This window comes from Nonomuraea sp. NPDC050786 (assembly GCF_040654115.1).
In the GTDB taxonomy this organism is placed as follows: domain Bacteria; phylum Actinomycetota; class Actinomycetes; order Streptosporangiales; family Streptosporangiaceae; genus Nonomuraea.
Window position 1 is genome coordinate 1 of the sequence record NZ_JBFAHJ010000007.1, and the last position, 19,292, is coordinate 19,292.

At 65.3% G+C, this 19,292-nt stretch carries 12 protein-coding genes and 2 pseudogenes; 10 read left to right on the forward strand and 4 right to left on the reverse strand.

Annotated features, from left to right (window positions below; translation table 11 throughout):
- Positions 1–1,146 precede the first annotated feature (1,146 nt).
- The 4 genes and pseudogenes from AB0H84_RS15555 to AB0H84_RS15570 all read left to right on the forward strand — a co-directional run bounded on the left by AB0H84_RS15555 (position 1,147) and on the right by AB0H84_RS15570 (position 4,192).
- The gene (locus AB0H84_RS15555; RefSeq protein WP_357603753.1) at positions 1,147–1,503 is read left to right on the forward strand and encodes a hypothetical protein; all 357 of its coding nucleotides are present in this window, start codon (positions 1,147–1,149) and stop codon (positions 1,501–1,503) included.
- Between the two features lie 731 nt (positions 1,504–2,234).
- A pseudogene (locus AB0H84_RS15560) lies at positions 2,235–2,432 on the forward strand (helix-turn-helix transcriptional regulator); the annotation flags it as partial.
- Positions 2,433–3,593 carry a hypothetical protein gene (locus AB0H84_RS15565; RefSeq protein ID WP_357604291.1) on the forward strand — a complete coding sequence of 387 codons (1,161 nt, stop codon included), beginning with the start codon at positions 2,433–2,435 and terminating at the stop codon, positions 3,591–3,593.
- Entirely contained in the window at positions 3,590–4,192 is a 603-nt protein-coding gene (locus AB0H84_RS15570) for a YdcF family protein (RefSeq protein WP_357603755.1), read from the forward strand. The genes AB0H84_RS15565 and AB0H84_RS15570 overlap by 4 nt, the downstream gene beginning before the upstream one ends.
- A 373-nt stretch (positions 4,193–4,565) precedes the next feature.
- On the opposite strand, the gene AB0H84_RS15575 is transcribed toward AB0H84_RS15570, so the two are convergent.
- Complete coding sequence (locus tag AB0H84_RS15575) at positions 4,566–5,429, reverse strand: bacterial transcriptional activator domain-containing protein (protein ID WP_357603757.1); 864 nt, start codon at positions 5,427–5,429, stop codon at positions 4,566–4,568.
- 1,142 nt (positions 5,430–6,571) lie between these two features.
- Between AB0H84_RS15575 and AB0H84_RS15580 the strand changes: the two genes are divergently transcribed.
- The 6 genes and pseudogenes from AB0H84_RS15580 (at position 6,572) to AB0H84_RS15605 (ending at position 13,828) form a co-directional block, all read left to right on the forward strand.
- Positions 6,572–7,579 (forward strand): LuxR C-terminal-related transcriptional regulator, encoded by a 1,008-nt coding sequence (locus tag AB0H84_RS15580; RefSeq protein WP_357603759.1) that lies wholly within the window; start codon positions 6,572–6,574, stop codon positions 7,577–7,579.
- A gap of 16 nt (positions 7,580–7,595) precedes the next feature.
- The gene (locus AB0H84_RS15585; RefSeq protein WP_357603761.1) at positions 7,596–9,458 is read left to right on the forward strand and encodes a S9 family peptidase; all 1,863 of its coding nucleotides are present in this window, start codon (positions 7,596–7,598) and stop codon (positions 9,456–9,458) included.
- Positions 9,459–10,970: 1,512 nt separating this feature from the next.
- A pseudogene (locus AB0H84_RS15590) lies at positions 10,971–11,075 on the forward strand (NUDIX hydrolase); the annotation flags it as partial.
- A 189-nt stretch (positions 11,076–11,264) separates the two neighbouring features.
- Positions 11,265–12,632 carry an IS21 family transposase gene (gene istA / locus AB0H84_RS15595; RefSeq protein ID WP_357603762.1) on the forward strand — a complete coding sequence of 456 codons (1,368 nt, stop codon included), beginning with the start codon at positions 11,265–11,267 and terminating at the stop codon, positions 12,630–12,632.
- The gene (gene istB, locus AB0H84_RS15600) at positions 12,629–13,399 is read left to right on the forward strand and encodes an IS21-like element helper ATPase IstB (protein WP_357603764.1); all 771 of its coding nucleotides are present in this window, start codon (positions 12,629–12,631) and stop codon (positions 13,397–13,399) included. The genes istA and istB overlap by 4 nt, the downstream gene beginning before the upstream one ends.
- A 36-nt stretch (positions 13,400–13,435) precedes the next feature.
- On the forward strand, positions 13,436–13,828 hold the full coding sequence (locus tag AB0H84_RS15605; protein WP_357604275.1) for an NUDIX domain-containing protein: 393 nt from the start codon (positions 13,436–13,438) through the stop codon (positions 13,826–13,828).
- A gap of 493 nt (positions 13,829–14,321) precedes the next feature.
- Here AB0H84_RS15605 and AB0H84_RS15610 read toward each other — a convergent pair whose 3' ends face one another.
- Genes AB0H84_RS15610 through AB0H84_RS15620 form a run of 3 tightly spaced genes read right to left on the reverse strand, consistent with a single transcriptional unit; the run spans position 14,322 to position 19,290 of the window.
- A complete protein-coding gene (locus AB0H84_RS15610; RefSeq protein ID WP_357603766.1) occupies positions 14,322–16,226 on the reverse strand; it encodes an N-6 DNA methylase in 1,905 nt (634 codons plus the stop codon).
- 14 nt (positions 16,227–16,240) lie between these two features.
- Complete coding sequence (locus tag AB0H84_RS15615; protein ID WP_357603768.1) at positions 16,241–17,146, reverse strand: serine/threonine-protein kinase; 906 nt, start codon at positions 17,144–17,146, stop codon at positions 16,241–16,243.
- Positions 17,143–19,290 (reverse strand): UvrD-helicase domain-containing protein, encoded by a 2,148-nt coding sequence (locus AB0H84_RS15620; RefSeq protein WP_357603770.1) that lies wholly within the window; start codon positions 19,288–19,290, stop codon positions 17,143–17,145. The genes AB0H84_RS15615 and AB0H84_RS15620 overlap by 4 nt, the downstream gene beginning before the upstream one ends.
- Positions 19,291–19,292: the final 2 nt, after the last annotated feature.

The window sequence follows — 19,292 nt, forward strand, 5'->3', positions numbered from 1 at the left end:
CCGGTACGCCGCGCGCGTGCGGGCGCTCGCGTCCGACGATCTCGTCGAGTGGGTGCATCGCGAGCCGATCGACTGAGATCCCCGTCCGGCGGTATACCCGCACTACCCAAAGCTGATCGTCAGCGCCGCCCGCCGCCCATAACTGCCGATCCGCGCTCGGGACAACATCAGGGGTCTGCGCCTCAACCGACGCCGGATTCGGCGATCGGGGCAGGGTGGCAGCGCGTCGGCTAGCGAATCTGGTCACACGCTGTGATGGCCATTGCGCCTTCTTTCTTGCCGCCAGCGGCCAGATCCGGATGGCCGCCGACACTGCGCCGCCGCCCCGCCCCTCCTCGGTGCGAATAACCGCGGGCCGGTGAGTGCGGTCAGCTCTCACGAACAACGGACCTGACTCCAGGCCCAAGATCGCGGTCGAAACTGGCGAGCAAACGCGGTCCGTTGTCGCGAACATAATCAAGATTGCGGGCTCGGTCGCGCATCTCATCACCTCATGCCCAGGCCATCCACGAGCGGGTCGTACTCCGGCCTCTCCCCCTGGTCCACGTGAGTTCGGCGATGCTCACGCACAAGAGCAATGTAGGTGGCGGCAGCTTTGTGCCGCGTAGCATGGCGGCTCTCTTCGTAGGAGCCTTTGCCGTCGGGACGTAGGACGAAGTATCGGCCGGCTCGGGACGCCAACTCGACGGCGCCGCAGCACGATGTGGCGGCGATGCGGAGGGTGCCGCCTCTGGCGGAGTTGTACGGCTCCCACTCCAGGTCGGCGATTGCCGGTTCAGCCTGTTGCGGTCGGTTTTCGGTCTGCATGTGCTTTCTCCACGCACGTCGTGCTGTCTGGTGCCGCAGGGCGAGTACGACACCGGCATCCATCGCTGATCCTTGAGTGAGTACGGCATCGTTTGCCCTGCTGGATATGGAGAGGAAGGCAGAGGACACATGGACGCGGTGCCCCTCTTGTCCGACTTGGGCGACCTGGTCAAGCTCGCCCAGTGGGAGGGAACCGGCGGGAATCTCGCGGCCCTCGGCTGAGGGTCTTGTCACCGTGCGATGCGCACGTGGCCAGCGACGGGCCGTTGAGTGAGATGGTGCATGATCTTCCTGCGCCCAAGTACGAGACGAGGCCCCTCGCCTACCTCTGGTACGGCGATGTGCTCAACCACGTCCGGCCTGATCATCCGGCCGCCCACCATCGATGGCCGGGAGACCTTCCTGGTGCGGAGTGGCTACCGCACCGTGGCCAACAGCGGAGGACTGGGCCTTCCACTGCGCTCGTACGGCGTCGCCCATGAGACGCAGCAACTCCTCCGGATGCTCGGCCTCGACCTTGATGCCACCTTCAGCGCAGGGGCCCTTGTAAAAGGCGACGAGGGATCGGCCGTATGGGGAGTACATCAGCCACCAGTCGGGAAGGCGGCGTTGGAGGCTCTCGACGTACCGCCTACCCGCCATGTCAGCGGCGGCATCGCGCTGATTGACCAAGACCATCGGATTCTCCGGCAGTGACACGTTGGGGGCGCAGGTCGAGGTCGGCGGCCAATAGGGAACGAACCCCGGCCTGCGCCAGAGATGCGGTGCGGCGGGGACAACGACACCGGGCCGCCCGCATGCGGTGTGGCAACGGAACGCGGCGGCTGCGCAGTTCCGCGTCCTAGCGACTGCCACACCACGATCACCAAGAACTTTTCAGCCGGACCCGGTCAGCCGAGTTAGGCCACGTCGGTTCAAACGGCCGGCAGCCTCGTGGCGCTTCGCCGATCAGAGTGAAAGAAGCTGAAAAGCACTAATAACGCTGACAGTGAGGCCGCGGGACCAACGCGACCCGCCAGCCAGACGGCCGCTGCCGTCGGCACAGCACCAGCCCCGCTCGTGTCAGCTTTTACAGCACTCCGGCGCGTCCTGGAAGTGCATGTTGTTCCATATGACGTCGGGCATCCCGGGCACCTTCGTGACGACTTCCGTCGATCCCTCAGTAAATCCGAGCGTCTTTCCTGCTCGCCAATCCCGGAGACCCGAGAGAAGAAAGCATTGTGCGAGCCAGCCAGTACTGCGGCGGAAGCTGGTGCGGCTGTCATCAGTGATACCTCTACTGAGTGCGGGATCTCTAACGCCGTGGCCCTGCGCTGCACTATCGCTACGGCGATGCATATGCAGCATCCGCCCGTTGAGGGCACGATGGAGGGGCACCGCATCCGTGCCCACATCGTGCCCACACGCCGACCGAAAAGGACTGCAAGGTGGAAGCGCCAGACCTGCCACTTCCGGACCTTCTCAAACACCTACGCAACGCCGCAAAAATGACCCAACAGCAAGTCGCGGACAATCTGTGCGATGTCACCGGCACATTCACGGTCACTCGACACGAAGTCGGTAGATGGGAGCAAGGCCGCGTCCGACCGACTTCTTGGCTCCCCGCTTTGGCAAGCGTTCTCAACGTGGATCTAGAGATCTTGGAGAAGGCGCCAGACAGGAAATCCTCGGCCGCTCCGTACAATGTCCCAAACGTCGAGATGGGGCAGGTAGGCGAGGTGCTACGTCGCACGTTCCTCAAGCACGGGATCACAGCCGCCGCCATGCCCGTCCTGCAGGCACACGAGAATCATCGGATCATCCAAGCCCTCGACGCCATAGCCAGTGATCGCCTCACCTGCATCGTGGACAGCCTCGGCGAGCTCATCGACCATTACGCCCTGACGATTTGCGCCCTTCCCCCTGCGGACATGTACGACGAACTTCTCATGGTCAGGTCATACGCCAGCGGAATTCTCGACCGCACTGGCCGCGTCCCGTGGCGCAAGGAGCTCATTCTCGCAACCGGCTGGATATCTCACCTGCTCGCCGTCGCCGCGTCCGACATGGGTGAACACGCAGCCGCTCGTGTCTGGTGTGCCGACGCCGAGCGCCGTAGCCGAGAAGTGGGACACCCTGAGCTGGCGGCATGGTCCTCCCTCACGAAAGCCATGATTGCCTGGTACCAAGGACAGCCCCGCCAGTCGGCGATGCTGTCTGCTCAGGGGCGGCAGACCGTCACCCCGGGGACGGTCGTCTATGCCAAACTCGCTTCGCAAGAAATGCGCGCAGCCGCAATGGCCGGCGACGTTGACCGTATGACACGCGCCAGACACAGTGCACGCCAGGCCATAGCCGCACTCCCCTCTGGCGCCCCATCCACAGGTGCCTTCTCCATCGCGCTAGCGGAAGATCCGCCCTACACCGCGACGTCCCTACTGTTCGTGGGCCGCTATCAAGAAGCCGTTACCGCGACCAATCAGGTCATCCAGACCGTCTACCAACCAGAGGCGCGCCAGCGCGGCGAGCACCCTTCCGGATACGCACGGTCTCTGCTGATCCTGGCACTAGCCCAAGCCGCGCTGGGGCAACTGGACGAGTCAGTGGCAGCTGGTCACGCCGCTCTATCGGGCAACCGTCCAGCGTGGCCGACCATGGTCCTCGCAGGCAAGCTCGACAAGGTCCTCACCAAAGACTTCGCCGACACCCGGCAGACAACGGAGTATCACGCGCGCTACCAGGCAACCATCGGCGCCTCGGCAGAAAATCGGCCACAACACCCCAGCCGCATAGAGGATCTTGGATGACCGAGGACATCAGCTCTGAGCAGATCGCCACCATCACGGCATTCGTGGACATCCAAGCCCCTCCGCCGGAAGGGCTACCGACCGCGCACATCCTCTTCGGCACCAACCAGAGCCAGCCCGCCGAGATCGCAGCTGCGCGATACCACCAAGGGCTCGCACCGCTGATCATCGCGACAGGCGGGGTCAACCGGCACAACGGGATCGTCGAGGCGGGCGAGTTCCATCGCCTCCTCGTCGAACGTGGAGTCCCCCACGAAGCGATCCGCTGCGAGGGTCGATCCGCGAACACCTGGCAGAACGTCGAGCTCTCGCTGCCGTTCCTCCATGAGGCGTTGAACCTAGGTCTGACCATCACGGCGGTCTGCAAGTGGTACCACCGCCGCGCCGTTCATGTCTTGAAGACCCTCGTGCCCGACATAGACGCCTTTCACGTCATCACCTGGGACCCCGTTTACGCCGGCCAGCCCGTCACCCGCGACACGTGGCCGCTGATCTCGGAAGGCAGGCGTCGGGTGATCCGCGAATGGGAGGAGGTACCACGTCGCGTCACCGGCGGCAGCTTCAAGGACGCAAGTCTTGTCAACGAGGCCTGGCGCTGAAGCCAATAGCCCATTTGAGCCCCGCTGGCGCGTCGACGAAACGAGGAGAGGGTTCGGCTCGGCCGAACTGGCCTGCTGTGTGCGTGTGTCCATGCGGGTGTCCCTTCGGTCACGCCCCCGGGCCCATCCGGGGAGCGGCCAGCACGATCACTCACCACGCCGCCCGAATTCCCCAACCCGCCACCACGCTCCCTCCGTCTCCACGCTCCGCCTGCTGGCCCGCATCTACAGCACCCGCCCCCGCCCATCTGCTCACGGCCGACATGCTGGCCACCTACGCAAGGCACGACCAGCGCATTCTTCACGAAGAAGGGTAAGCACCCGCCGGGGCACCGCCAGGTCTCCACTATCCGCCGCTCTTCGACGGGCCTGGCTAACGAATGAACCGCTCGTACACCTGCCGCGCCTGCGCACTCGGCACCGCGTCGATCTCCGCCAGCCGCTCCCTCAACAACTCGAACGAACGCCGTACAGCGGGCAGGCGCCCCAGTTCGCCTTGAACCGACATCAGCAGGCACCACAACGTCTCGCTGTACGGATCGATGCGCTCGACCGCCAACCGCAGCACGTCCACCGCCCGGCCTGGATCATCGGCTCGCACCAGCTCGGCCAGCCGCTCAGCGGCATCCGCCGCCTGCCGCTGAGCGGCCTGCCGCAACGGGAGCACCCACAGATCATCGCGCCCAGCCAGCAGCGCCCCCCGGTACAAGGCCAGCACCTCATGCAACGCCGCCACCCGCATAGCGTCCTCGGCCGCGATCGAGGCCAGCTTGCACGCGTCCTCGAACCGCCAAAAGTCCGCATCGAACGATGCCGCCGGCAGCAGTCGCCGCTCCCCGGACTTCAGCACGAACCGTACCCCGGCCGCACACCCCACCGCCTGCCGCATAGCCCGGTTGATCTCCCGTACCGCCGACTCCAACCGGCGCCCGCCAGCCTCCCCCGGCCACAGCGTCTCGGCGATCCCCTCCGCCGAAACTCCGTCCCGCGACACCGAAAGCAACGCAAACAACTCCCGCGCCTCGGCACGGCCGAAGGAGATCTCCGATCTGCCAAACGACAGCCGCGGTACCCCTAGCACCTCGACCTTCGCCTTCCCCGCCGCCGCTACGAATCCCGACCCCAGCCCGGCTGAAGCGCCTGGTACGAAGGGCGCCTCCGCCTCCGCCTCCGCTTCCGCACCTGCCTCTGCAACCGCCGGGCGGGAGCTGGGGTGGTCAATCTCAGACGTAGTCATCGCCCGAGGTTCACTGTCCTCAAAGACGGCAACCGACTCCGCCGTTACGCAGTCAAGCTCAGGCGCCTGCGCCCCAGCGGATGCCTGGACAACCGCCGGGGGTACTTCAGTGTCCTCACCATCGCGACCATCGATACCGCCTGGACAGGCGGCACCGCCAGACAGGCCCACGCCAGACGAGCCCGCGCTCGCCTGCACCGGCCAGGACCGTAGACGACCGATAAGCGCAGCGCTCAGGACCATGAGCATGAGCCCGAACGCCAGTGCAGCGCCCAGTGGGCCCCTCGCCTCAGACTCTGTCCTCGGCCTCACCGCATCGCCCAGTACGGGCACAGGGGAAGACGTGGAGGCCGATGCCGACGGCGTTTCCGATGGAGCCGGTGGTGTGAGAACCATCGTGGACGATGGCTCCCTACCGTCCCTCCGCGGGCGCTGCTGACGGTCGGCCCTTGCCTGACGATCTCGGTTCAGAACTCGATCCGGAGCCGGACCAGCTCCCCAGCCGCTTTCACGCGGCATGCGCGGTTCGGCACTCCTCCTACGAAATCTAGCTGGCTCAACTTCAGGCTGTTTCACAGTTGAAACAGCCACATCACGTGGCTTCGACACCTTCTGCGGCTTTGGAGAGAGCGAGGCACGCACCGAATTGCGCTGCGACCGTTCCAGCAACTCGAGGAGATCCAGCGCCCGGCCTTCCATCAGGTCGCCATACACCAACGCACAGAACTTCTCGATGTCGTACACCTGACGTGGCGCTCGGCCCACCTCCGGACAGTAGGGCTCTGCGTTAGCCAACGCACTGGCTGGCGAACTGACGCCAAACAGAATTGACGCCGCAACCGCTGCACTCAGCTTCCTCGCTACGTCTACGACGAGCTGCCGCCGCATACTGCCTCCCTGCCACTTCTGAGCCTTCGCACTGATCAGACCGTGCGCGGCACCGCAACAGGGGTGGTGAAACTCTCCACGGTAGCTACTGGCGGGGGCGCGGTGTCCGGGGCAACGAGAACGCCTATGACAGCGGGCCTCTGGGGCACAGCGCTCGATGGTGAGAACTCACCATCGCTCGGAACCACTCATCGCCCGACACGACAGAAAGGGCCATCACAACGCGTGTTAGGGCCACTACTCTCTGATCGGAGGTGACGGTGGACGGACAGGATCAGCTCAAAGCGCAGCGCCTATTGGAGGGCGTTGTCCCAGAAGAGATCTTCGTGTCGTACTCCATGCTGCTCACGGAGGGCGGCTGCCCTGAGGACGACGCCGCGTCCCTGCTTGGAAGCAGTGAGCAGGTCGCGGAACTTACCGCCCGCGGGATGGCGCATCGCCGGCCGGACGGCCCCTCGATGCCGCCGCGTCTCGTGCCCGCTCCCCCCGAGCTCGCGCTGCAGGGCGTCTTGACGGATCTTTCACGCCGTCTCATCAGCGATCAGGAGCGGTTGCTGACTGGACACAAGCGGCTGAGGGAGTTCCACCAGACGCCGGCCGCAGCGTCCTCGAACTCCGCGATGGACCGGCTCGTGCAGATCGTCACCGACCGGGACGAGATCAGTTCCCTGTCCTACGCACTCATCAACGCCGCACGGCACGACTGGCTCACGTTGGACAACTATGTCCTGGAGGCGCCCGTCGAAGACTCCACTGGGTACGCACCGCTGCCAGTCTTCGAGGGCCAGGTGCAATGCCGGGCGATCTATGAGACCCGCTGCGCAGAGCATCCGATCGGTGCGAAGACGATCGAGGCTGCGGTGGAAGCCGGGGAACAGGCGCGGCTGCTGCCTCGCATCGGGATGAAGATGAAGCTCGCAGACGAGGCAGTCGCGCTTCTTCCGTTGACACCGACGGGGATGGGAGGGGCACTGCTCGTGCGCTCGCCCGTCATCGTTGGCGCGCTGCGGGAGTACTTCGAGCTGCTATGGGAGAAGGCGATCCCGTTCGGTAGCGCCAAGGCCGCCGCGCCGCTCACGCCCGCCCAGTTGCAGGTGCTACAGCTGCTCAACCAAGGACTACCCGACGAGGCGATCGCCCGGCGGATGGACATCAGCGTCAACACCATGCGCAGACACTGGACCGCCATCCGCGATGAGCTGGGCGTGGAGACCCGCTTCGCCGCCGGAGCCGCAGCAGTACGCCGCGGCTGGATCGACTGAACTCGAGAGGTCTGTAATGCCCGGATACCTGGACTTTGTCCCCCAGCAGCGCTTCCAGCCCACCCTCGCGCTGTCCCCAGACGGCCAACTGGTCGCCTACTCCAGCCACGTCTCGGGGCACTATGACCTGTGGGTGGTTCCCGTCGCCGGGGGCAAGCCGCGCTGCGTCGCTGGCTTTGATGACCGCACAGTCCGGCAGATCGCCTGGACACCTTCCGGCACCGAGCTGGTCTTCACGGCCGACGAAAACGGGGATGAGCAGTTCCGCCTCTACCTCGTCGCCCTGAATGGCAGCGGCCTGACCGAGATCGGCCCTGGGGCGGACTGCCAGCGCGTCCTGGCAGGATCTCCGTTCGACCCGACCGGCCGCTTCCTGGCCTACACCGCCAACGACCGCGACGCCGCCGCCCAAGACTTGATCGTCCACGACCTGGTAGCCGACAAGCTTCGCCGCTTCATGCCACCTGAGGGCGTCGCGTTCGAGGCCGTCGGCCTCTCCCCCGACGGCCGTTGGTTGTTGTCGAGCGGCTTCCGCTCCAACACCGACGTATCTGCCTATCTCACCGACCTGAGCAACCCTGGCGCTGAGCCAGTCTGCGTGACATCATCCCTCGGTGAGGGCGTCTTCGACCCATGCGCCTGGGCAGCAGATTCCAGCGGCTTCTACTTGCTCACCGACTATTGGAGCGAGTTCACCGCCGCGGCCTTCTATGACCTCGCGACCGAGACCATTCAACCGATCGCCCGCCCGAACTGGGATGTCGAGGTCCTCGACGCCGCCGCAGGAGTCCGCATCTGGTCCATCAACGAGGCTGGCCGCTCCTGTCTGCATGCCGACCGCGACGGTTCCCCACTCCCGCTCCCCGATACCCCGCCAGGCGTCATCTCCGCCCTGTCCCTGGCGCCAGACGCCTCCCTGGCAGTCGTCCTCATCAACTCCGCGGCAAGGCCGGCAGAACTAGCGGTCTTGGACCTGGCTCGCCATGAGTTTCGCTACCTCACCGACACCCGCCCCCCAGCCTTGCATGTCATCAACCCCATCGCCCCCGAACTGATCACATATCCGGCACGCGACGGACGCGACGTCCACGCCCTGCTCTACCGCCCGGACGGCCCTGGACCTCATCCGGTCCTGCTTTCCGTGCACGGCGGCCCAGAATCTCAAGAACGACCCATCTACGCTCGCTCCGGCCTCTACCAGCACCTCCTCCACCAGGGAATCGCTATCCTCGCCCCCAACTTCGCCGGATCGACCGGCTACGGCACCGCCCACCAGAAACTCATTTACCGCGACTGGGGAGGCATCGACCTCGACGACCTGGACCACGCCATCCAGTACGTGCGCGCCCTCGACTGGATCGACCCGAACCGCCTCGCCGTCATGGGCGCTTCCTACGGCGGCTTCGCTGCTCTGTCCTGCTTGGCCCGCCTTCCCTACCCGTGGGCAGCAGGCGTCTCCATCTGCGGCCCCAGTAACCTCCTCACCTTGGCGAAGGCGTCACCCCCCACATGGAAGACGTTCGTCGCCACCGTCCTCGGCGATCCCGACACCTGCGCCGAACACCTCCTGGAGCGCAGCCCCGTCACCTACGCCGACGGCATCATTGCTCCCCTGTTCGTCATCCAGGGAGCCCATGACCCACGCGTCCCCCAGGCCGAATCCGACCAGATCGTCACCCGGCTACGCGAACGCGGCGTCGAAGTCCGCTACGACATCTATCCCGACGAAGGCCACGGCTTCACCAACCGCGCCAACGAACTAACCGCGTACGAGGCCATCAGCACTTTCCTTCACACCCACCTGCTTGCCACAACCGCCGACCGCTCCGCACCGCTCCACGTGGGCTGGCAGTTTCAAATGGAACAGTGCTACCCGTAAGACCTGATGGGCACTGCCGAGAGCCCATCCCACGCGATGTAGCGGGTCCGAGCCGGGGCGGCTGCCGTACGAGCGCAGGGTACAGCCACGGCCGTGGTAGCTCCTACGTTGCAACGTGGCCGCTGACGACCCTCGTAAGGGTGTCCAGGGTGAGCGCACTTTTCCGCGATGGCGACCGGGCTAAGGGGCGCCGAACAGCTTCAGGCAGGCCGGGGTGATTCCCCCAACTGAGATGCCCGGAGCGCGGTGCGGGGTCACTCAGGGTCACCCTGGAGCGTGGCCTTGCCGGGCAAGGCGCGCGGGCTGTCCTCACTTTGATGGACTGCGGCGGTGAGGGCGTCCAGATGGGTTGCTGGGAGGCTTCCGGCGCCGAACCCAGAGGCGGCGAGCACATCGGCGAATTTCTATTCCTGCTGGAGGGTCATGAAGGCGCGCGTCCCGTGGTGCCCGAGGACGTCTCGGGCAGCCGCGGGGTGCCAACGTCATGAATCTTCAAGGAAAATCAAAGCCCGCAGAATGCCCGAAGTGCCGCCGCTACGCTACGCGCCGTGACAATCAAGAGCATCGGGGAGCAGAGAGTTCCGGACAATGGTCCACGACCGCGTGGGCGAGTGTGTGCCAGGGCTCTGCTGCTGGCGGGCGGAGCCACCGCTGTCGTAGCCGCCGCAATAGCGCTGGGCGGCGCTGGGACCGTCAGGCCCGGCGGCCAGCAGCACTCTTCACCTCAAGGCGTAGACACTCTGCGAGCCCTCACCGGCCACGGTGTCGCTACGTCCTCCCTGTCGTGGCACAAGTTGAGCAGCTCATACACCTTCCCAGCACCGGTATCACTGGCCCTGTCCTACAGGATCGGAGAACAAGACGACGGCAGAGGCGGTACCAAGCACGTGGGCACGGCCAGAAACCGTACACACATCAATGAGTCGCACGGCCGCCACGAGCTCCTACACCCACGGCCGCTGGCCGATCCCACAGCCGACGGCCACACTCCACGGTGGAGCCCCCGAGCAAAGCGCGCACCAAGAGATTCGCGCCCAGCCTCGCCGCACACCTCCGGACACGGTAGGAGCCCATCACTGATCGCCATGAAGTGTGACGAGTTGTTCCCACCCCACAAACGGGAGTTCCGGCTGCGGAACATCGCATGCCATCGTGTCATCGGCTAACCCAACGTACTTAATGTCCCAGTCCAACCCCGTGGCAGTGCCAACTTCCGTCGATGCGGTTTAGCGATCCAGTGACATTTCGCGATCTTGAGGCGTTGGGGCACATGGCAACGGCCACCGCGTGATCATCCGCAGTTTGTGAGGACAACAAAAGATCGTGCGGTGGCCGCGAGCCACAGCGAGACCCCTGACGGCTGGATAGTCACCTTCAACGAGCTGATGCTCAGATCGCCGGCCGGTTCGGCCGCATCGAGCCACGTCGCGCCGCCGGTGCTCCGCTTCGCGGGACTCACGCGGCTGTGGAACGCCGTGAAAGGAGAGCCCCAACGGAGTACGCTCACGGAACGTGAGCCAGCGGATCGACTACTACAACGACCCGAACGCCCTCGCCCCCAACAGCCTCGTTCCTTCCGTGAATGTCGTGGTCACCAACAAAGCCGGCGAGCTACTGTCGGCGTACAGCTCGGTGTGCGCCATCGCGTACAGATGAGAATGCGCCATTCGCATGCGGTGACTGGATGATTACTGAGAGTCTTGCCGTGCTCTGTTCAGGGTTGGAGGAGGGCGGCTGACGGTGGTCTTGGATCCGCATCGCTGGTTGGAGCTGAGGCGGTTTCGCGCTCTGTATGAGTCCGGTGCGATGAGCCTGCGGGAGATCGCGGCCGCGACCGGCTTGAACCGGCGGACGGTAGCCAAGTACCTGACCGGCGAGGTGGCGATGGTTCCGCCGAAGCGCTCCCCGAGCAGCCGGCCACGGCCGCGAGTCATCGACCAGGTCGCACCGCTGATCGACGCGATGCTGCGGGCCGAGATCCTACTCAAAGGCGCGGTCATCCACGAACGGCTGGTCGCCGACTACGCCTTTACCGGCGCCTACCAACGGGTGAAGATCTATCTGCAGGAGGCCCGGCCGCGGATCGCGGCCGAGCTGGGCATCAGCCCGCACGAACTGGCGGGACTGCACCGCCGCTTCGAAGTGGTCCCAGACGCTCAAGCCCAGGTCGACTGGGGCGATGAAGGCAAGATCTTGGCCCATGTCGGCATCGGCAAGGTCTACTCCTTCCACATGACGCTGTCGTACTCGCGGGACCCGTTCTGCTGCTTCACCACCAGCCAGGACCTGGCAACCTTCTTCGACTGCCACCGCCGGCCGTTCGAGCACTTCGGCGGCGTGCCGATGTCGATCGTCTACGACCGCACCAAGACCGTGGTGCGCCGGCACGTGGCCCCGGGCAAGGCGGTCCCGCTGCATCCCGAGGCGGTCGCGTTCGCGGGCCACTACGACTTCGACCCCGACGTGCTGGCCGCCTACCGGCCCACCGGCAAAGGCCGTGTGGAGCGGCAGGTCGCCATCGTCCGTGACCATGTCCTGGCCGGGCGGGCGTTCTCCTCGATCGAGGAGATGGACGCCGCCTTCGCTGCCTGGGTTCCCCTGCGGCGGGCCAAAGTCCACAGCACCCACGGCGAGATCATCGGAGTGCGGGCAGTCCGTGACCACACTGCGCTGCGGCCACTGCCAGCCGCACCCTATGTGGTGGCGCAACGGCACCTGCGCTACGTCGGCAAAGACTGCCTGGTCGCCTTCGACGCCAACCTCTACTCGGTGCCGGCCAGCCGCGTCCAGCCACGTCAGCTGATCGAGGTCCGAGCGACCAAAGCCCAGATCAGTCTGCACGCCACCACACCCGATCACCGAGGCGAGACCCTGCTGGCCACCCACCCTCGGGCGGTGGGCCGCGGATGCCGCGTCGTGAACGAACGGCACTGGGACGGCCTGCCCACCGGAGCCGGACGCCGCGTCACCACCAGCCACGACGACCCGCCCGCCGCCAGGCGCCAAAGCCGCGGCAACGATGGTCACGAGCCCGCGGTGGGATCCCTGCAAGCCTTGCTCAACCGGGCCGCGGCCGCCCAGGTCGAGGTCAGCCGCCGACCGCTGTCGGTCTATGACGAACTGACCGGCACCCGCCCCTTCACCACCGACAACCCGACGAAGGAAGCCCGTTGAGCGAGCTGGTCTCCACCCGCATCCGCACCACCGCCGCCAAGCTCGGCCTGCCCCACCTGGCCGACGCCTTGACCCACTACACGCAGCGAGCCGACGAGGCCAAGATGGGCTACCTGGACTTCCTCGACCTGGTCCTGTCCGAGGAACTCGCCGTCCGCGAGGACCGCCGCTTCCGCACCGGTCTGCGCATCTCCAAACTGCCCCACCACAAGACCCTGGACGACTACGACTTCTCCTTCCAGCCCGACCTGGACCCCCGCAAGGTCAAAGACCTGGCCACCCTCGCCTTCGTCGAAGCCAAGGCCAACGCTGCGCTGCTCGGGCCGCCCGGAGTCGGCAAGGCCCACATCGCCGTCGCCCTGGCCGTCGCCGCCTGCCGGGCCGGCTACTCGGTCTACTTCACCAGCCTCGATGACATGGTCGCCAACCTGAAGACCGCCGAGGCCTCCGGCAGCCTGAACCGCAAACTCGGCACCTACCTGCGGCCAAGCGTCCTGGTGATCGACGAAGTGGGCTACGAGATCCTCGAACGCGGCGAGGCCAACCTGGTCTTCCAGGTGATCTCCAAGCGCTACGAGAAAGGCTCGATCATCCTGACCTCGAACAAGAGCTTCGGCGAATGGGGCCAAGTCTTCGCCGACGAGGTCCTGGCCACCGCCATCCTCGACCGGCTCCTGCACCACTGCGACGTGATCTCCATCAACGGCCCCAGCTACCGACTCAAGAACCGCCTCAAGAACATCGAGCGAGACACCAACGTCGCCTGATCTGGTGCACATAACTCCGTACTAGGTGGAGCACCCATAGGAGTACGCCGACAGCTGCTGCTGATCCGCCGCTCCGACAACGACAACTGGGCCCTCCCCGGCGGCGCCATCGACCTCGGCGAGTCCATCCCTCAGGCAGCCATACGTGAGACTCTCGAAGAGACCGGCATCACCTGCGAGATCACGGGTCTGGTTGGCACCTACAGCGACCCCCGCCACGTCATCCACTACACCAGCAACAACGAGGTCCGGCAGGAGTTCTCCCTCGTCCTCATGGCCCGGGCAGTCAGCGGCCGTCCGACGCCGAGCACGGAATCCCAGGAAGTCCGCTGGGTATCCCTGCAAGAGCTCGACAACTACGGCATGCACTCCTCTATGCGCCTGAGGATCAGCCACTACCTCCAAGGAGGCAGCCTGCACATCGGCTGAACCAGCGATGGCAATAGTGCGAGCCTTTCCCCAGGGCGTCACGCGTCCATGTCGGCGGCACTCTGGGCAAGTCGGGCCATGACCTGCACCGGTGAATAGATGCCCGTTGAACGCGCTGCGGTGACCGGGAACAGCTCTGCCCACCGGCGGCGGTAAGTCAGCCGTGACAACGCTGCCGGCCAGAGCCGGTCCCAAGGCCCCACCGCGGCTGGCCACTGAGCTGACGGCGCAGCATCTGGTTCTCATGGCGGAGCACCAGCAGCTCAACGTCCTGGACAGATCAGAGCGGACCAGCACTGTCAGCAGGTCGAACCAGCCCCTCACCAACCGGCAGACAAGCGAGAACAGCGCCTCTCGCTGGTGCAGCCACCACCCTGATCGCGCAGTAAAACTTAGTTCACATTACGAAATTATGTTTCCAAGTGGGACGGGCGGTGAACAGACCGCCAGCGTCGCTGTCACCGAGGCATCAAGTGAACCCGACTAACAGAACTCATTCTGTGAATTCAAAAAGTTTCTTCCGACTTAGACTGATAAGAGATTCGCCCTGCTTTGATACCATTTCTAGCTGCTTCTCCAGGGTTTCGAGCCTTCGAAAGGCCTCACCAAAGCGTTGTTGCTCCTTCAAAGGCACCCGCGGAATCTCCACTCGGCGAATGTCCGAACGAGACGTTCCCGACTGCCCCCGCGTCTGCGCTCCCGAGAGCTTCAGGAAACCCGCCAGGCACGCCGGATCTATCCGCTCGCGATCCACGCGGAAGAGCTGAAGTCCAGGCCCCAGCGCCATGCCACCCGTCTCCGCCACCCGGGCGATCATCGCCCGGCCGCCGGAGGGAACCACCACGTCGCCAGACTCGACCGTGATCATGTCGGAGGTCGCAGCCGTTCGCCCAGTCGGGTCAGCGCCTCGGACAACGTCCTCCAATGTAAGAACCGGTAGTTTCCCCGACTGCTGCTGCGTCTTCGGTGCCTGTACGACAGTGATCGCCCCTGCCCTGACCTGCTCCGCGATCGTGGTCATGGGCAGGTCCCTCTGCAGCGGGGAGAGCTCACGCAGGCTTTCCACCGCTCGGAGGAGTTCGGCCAGGGAAGCATTCAGCCTCTCCAGCACCATCGGGAACGCTTCTGCCTCGTCACGGCGCTCGGCGACGTAACGAGCCGGGGTCAGGTCGACATCCTCGTCGAGCAGTTCGATGAGCGGTACGGCTCCAGCCACGGATTCCCGTTGAAAGGCGTCCCATCGCTCAAGGATCATCGCTGGCAGTTCGACGAGGGGAACGTGGGAAGCATCCACCATGAGCACGTGCGTGGGCGTGGGATCTCCAGGTTCGGGTCGCCGCAGGATCCAAAGATGTGGTGCTGCTAGGGAGCCGGGAGCGGTTCCGGCAGGCAGAGTGATCACGGATCGGATAGCACCCGTGCGGATCAGCTGACCGCGAATCCTCCGGCCCGAGCGACGGTCGGCCGCGGCCTGGGGCATCAGGACGGCCATGTATCCGCCCGGCCTGAGGTGGAACAGTCCGTGTTGCACCCATGGGAGCTCCGGCTCGCCACGCGGCGGCAGGCCGTACTGCCAGCGGACGTCACTGGCCAGCTCTTCGTAGCCCCAGCTGCGCTCTCCGAAGGGCGGGATGCAGACGACCGCGTCGGCCTGGGCAGAGCCAAAGCGATCGTCGCGAAGAGCGTCCCCTGTCTGGATCGTGGCGTCGTGCCCGTGAAGGCGTAGGCGTGCGGCGGCCACCCGTGCTGCCGCTTCGTCCTGTTCTTGGCCGAGCAGGCGAGTGGCGCCAGATCCGGCGGCGGTCAGGAGCAGTGTTCCGAGGCCGCATGTGGGATCGAATACTGTGCCGCCACCCGCTGACGACAGCGCGACCATGAGTTCAGCAACCTCGGGGGCGACGACGTCGATCCTTCGAGAGTGTGCTTCCAGATAACGCTGGTAAAGGAATTCGAAAATGGACTGCGTACCCTGTTCCTCTGCGAGGTCGGCGATGGCCCTCAGGATGGAGGCTGCCACTCGCACGGTTGATACGCCGGGGAAGATACCTCCGATGACCTCCAGGTCGGTCTTCTTGGTTAGGCGCCTCCACTTCGTCCCCGATGTGCCCACGAAGACGAGGAACTCACCGATCTCTCCCAGCGCCTGCCCCAGGTAAAGGTCGTCGACCGTCGCCCTCAGCTGCTGCCAGGCTCGTTCATCCGCGGGAACTACTGAGAGCTTGCCCTGCCGGCGGAGCCACTCTTCGACCTCTCCGAGTGAGAACAGCGGGCTGCTCGATGTTCCGCCGACCGGTGCCGGGAAGTCGTCGAACCGCCGGCGCCAGTTGCTGACGGCGGCGCGCCCGACCCCCGCCAGCCTTGCGATGTCGGCCGCTGCGACCGTGGCGCTGTCTTGCATGGATGTCCCCAAGTTCACTTGCTGACGTGCTGGATGACCGCGGCATACATGTGGACCGGGTCGTTGGAGAGGTCGCTATCGACCAATCCGGGTATAGGAGGAGGCTGTCTGACGAACGTTTTCAGGACATCGAAGACCTCGATCGCGCTGGAGGGGCGCCTGTCAGAGGACTTGTCGAGCAGCCGCAACGTCAGCCTTTCCAAGTCCCGTGGTACATCGGCCCGTCCGATGGCGGGTGGGTCCTCGAGCCTGCTTCGGTTTATCTCGGTCATCAGGTCTATCGACGCGTACGGCCGGGCCCCGGCGAGCAGTTCGTAGAGCAGGCACCCGATCGTGTAGAGATCGGTGGAACGGCTGGCCCGTGCTCCGTCGAAAAGCTCGGGCGCCATGTAGTGGGCCGAGCCGGGTATCTGACCCGCCTGGGTGATCTGGGAGAACTCCCCAGCCCCGAGGGATGTGGCCACGCCGAAGTCGATGACCTTCACCGTGGCGTTGGGGCACATCACCAGGTTGTCTGGCTTGATGTCCCGGTGAATCAGTTCGGCCTCGTGCGCGGCGGTGAGCACGGCGCAGACCTGAGCCGCGATCAGAGCCGTCCACGGGACTGGTAGTGGATGGTGTTCGGCGACCAAATCGGCGACCATGTGGCCTTCGACATACTCCATGACCATGAAGAGTTCGCCGCCGTCGCTACCGAAGTCGTGAACCACCGGAACACCGGGGTGTCGTAGCCGCGCGGTGATCCGGGCTTCGCGGTAGAAGCGACGGGTGGCGTCGTTCCGGTCGGCGAGGTCGTTCTCGTCAATGAGTTTGACCGCCACCTGGCGGTTGAGACGCAGATCTGTCGCCTGCCAAACGGCACCCATCCCTCCCCGGGCCACGGGGGTGGTCAGCATGTAGCGGTCGGCGATGGTTTTCATGGCAGGAATCTGCTCTTCCGCCCGTGCCAGGAGATCACCAAGGTATCGCGGGCCCGGGTGGCGGCGACGAACAGCAAGGACCGGGCGCGTTGTAGTTCGCGCCGGTAGCGCAGGGGGTCGCTGTCCTCGTACTGGGCCACCCATCGCGAGGGCACCAGTCCTTCGGACACACCGGCGATGATCATCCGTTGGTATTCGAGCCCTTTGAACCGATGCATGGTCCCGACGTGGACCGCGTCGTGCATCTTGGGTCCGTCGGGTCCGATCGCCGCCGCGATGATGCCTGCCTTGCCAAGGCGTTGCTCGACATCAGCCACCATGTCCCGTTCCGGGACGCAGATCGCGATCGACGAAGGCGACACGTCGTTCCATTCACGGACTCGGTCGACCAGCCCATCCAGCTCAGCATCCCAGGTGGTGGCGCGCCGGAGTTCGGGGTTCAGCCCGTGCAGCACAGATCGGTATCCGCGCAGGTCTTCCTGGCCGTCGTCGAGGTCGTCCCATTCCTCCTGGCCCAGCAGGGCGATCGCAGCGTGCAAGATCTCGGCGGTGACCCGATAGCTGAGCGTCAGTTTCGACGAGCGCCCGCGGATGTTGATGCCGAGGCTGCCCAGGGACACGTAGTTGCCGTAGATGCGCTGGTGGGTGTCGCCCGCGATGAACAGATCGTTTCTGCCTTCGGGCACCATCGCCCGCAGCATCTTCCAGTGGGCCGCGCTGAGGTCCTGTGCCTCGTCGACGACGATGTGCCGGTAGCGCGGGCGATGCCAGATGCCGGACTCCCGCTGCAGCTTGATCGAGCTGGCCTGGTCGGCTTCGTAGGAGGCGTTCCTGGCGGCGCGCTCGATCTCCAGGCGGGCGGCCCGCTCGGCGACCTGCCTATAGGTCCACACGTCCTTGTCGTCGAGCCGTTTGACGTAGCGTTCGACCAGTTGCCAGATGGCGGCGCGGGCTTCCCTACTGATGGTCCGTCCTCGGCCGGCGCGGCGGGCCCGGAAGTAGTCGGCCCGGGAGACGATGGCCTGTCCGAGGATCACGTGGGACCACTCGGCGTGCATGAACTCGGCGTCCCAGCGTGTCTCGCCCACCTCGGTGAGCAGGTCCTGCCATTCCTGCAGCGCTTTGGTGTCGTCGATCCAGCGCCGTCGCCCACCCGGTTCAGCTTCGGCGACGATCTGGGTGGCCAGTTTGTCTATGTTGACGATCTCGACTCGTTTAACCATCTCGGGTCCGGCCAGTTCCAGCAGGCGCTGGCGCAGGTCGGCCGCGAGGTTCTTGTTGAATGTGGTGAGCAGGACGTCCTTGCGGTCGCCAGGGCCGAGCCGTTCGACTAGGTGCCGGACCCGGTGCAGAGCGACGATGGTCTTGCCGGTGCCGGGGCCTCCGCTGACCCGGGCGGGACCGCTGTAATCCCGTTCCACGACCTTGCGCTGTGTGGGGTGCAGGAAGACTCGCCACCGTTCGAAGTCGCCCTCCAGGACCTCCTGGAGTTCGGTGTCGCTGGTGGTGACCTGGGTGGCGGGACGGGTCAGGGCGGTCTGGTAGTCGTCGGCGTCGACGGGCTCTTCGACAGAGACTGGCGTGGTGACCTGGTCGAGGACCTCTTCGAAACTTCTGCCCTCGTGCAGCGCTCGCAGGACCTCCCCGGTGAGCTGCGGGGCGCATTCGACCAGGCTGCTGAGTTCGTCCTCGCTCGAGATCTTCGCGATCAGGTCGAGCAGCGGCTCTGCCACGCCTAGCCGCAGGAGTTGCTGCGGGGTGAAGGCCCGGAACAATCCGGTGGGGGCCTCGCCGATCCGCTGTTCAATCTCGCCCAGGTCGGCGAATTCGATGCCGCCGGTGACCGGGTTGATCTGATAGGCGAAACGATCGAGATTCTCGCTTAGGTCTCGGTGGGGCTTAACCGCTACCAGGATGTAGTCGGTTTCCCCCGCGTGGAGAAGTATCGCCCCGTAGTCGTCGTCGACCTGCGCGGTGAGCAGTCGCGGGCTGCCGGTGAGCGGGGTGAGCTGGAGTTCCGGGTCGGCCGGGTTCCGGCGGAACCTGTGCTGAAAGTCGTAGATTGCCCCGCGGATGGTCCGGGGTAGTTTGCGGATCTCCTGGTCAGTCTTGTCGAGCAATCGCAGTGTGGCGTCGCCCTGCATGG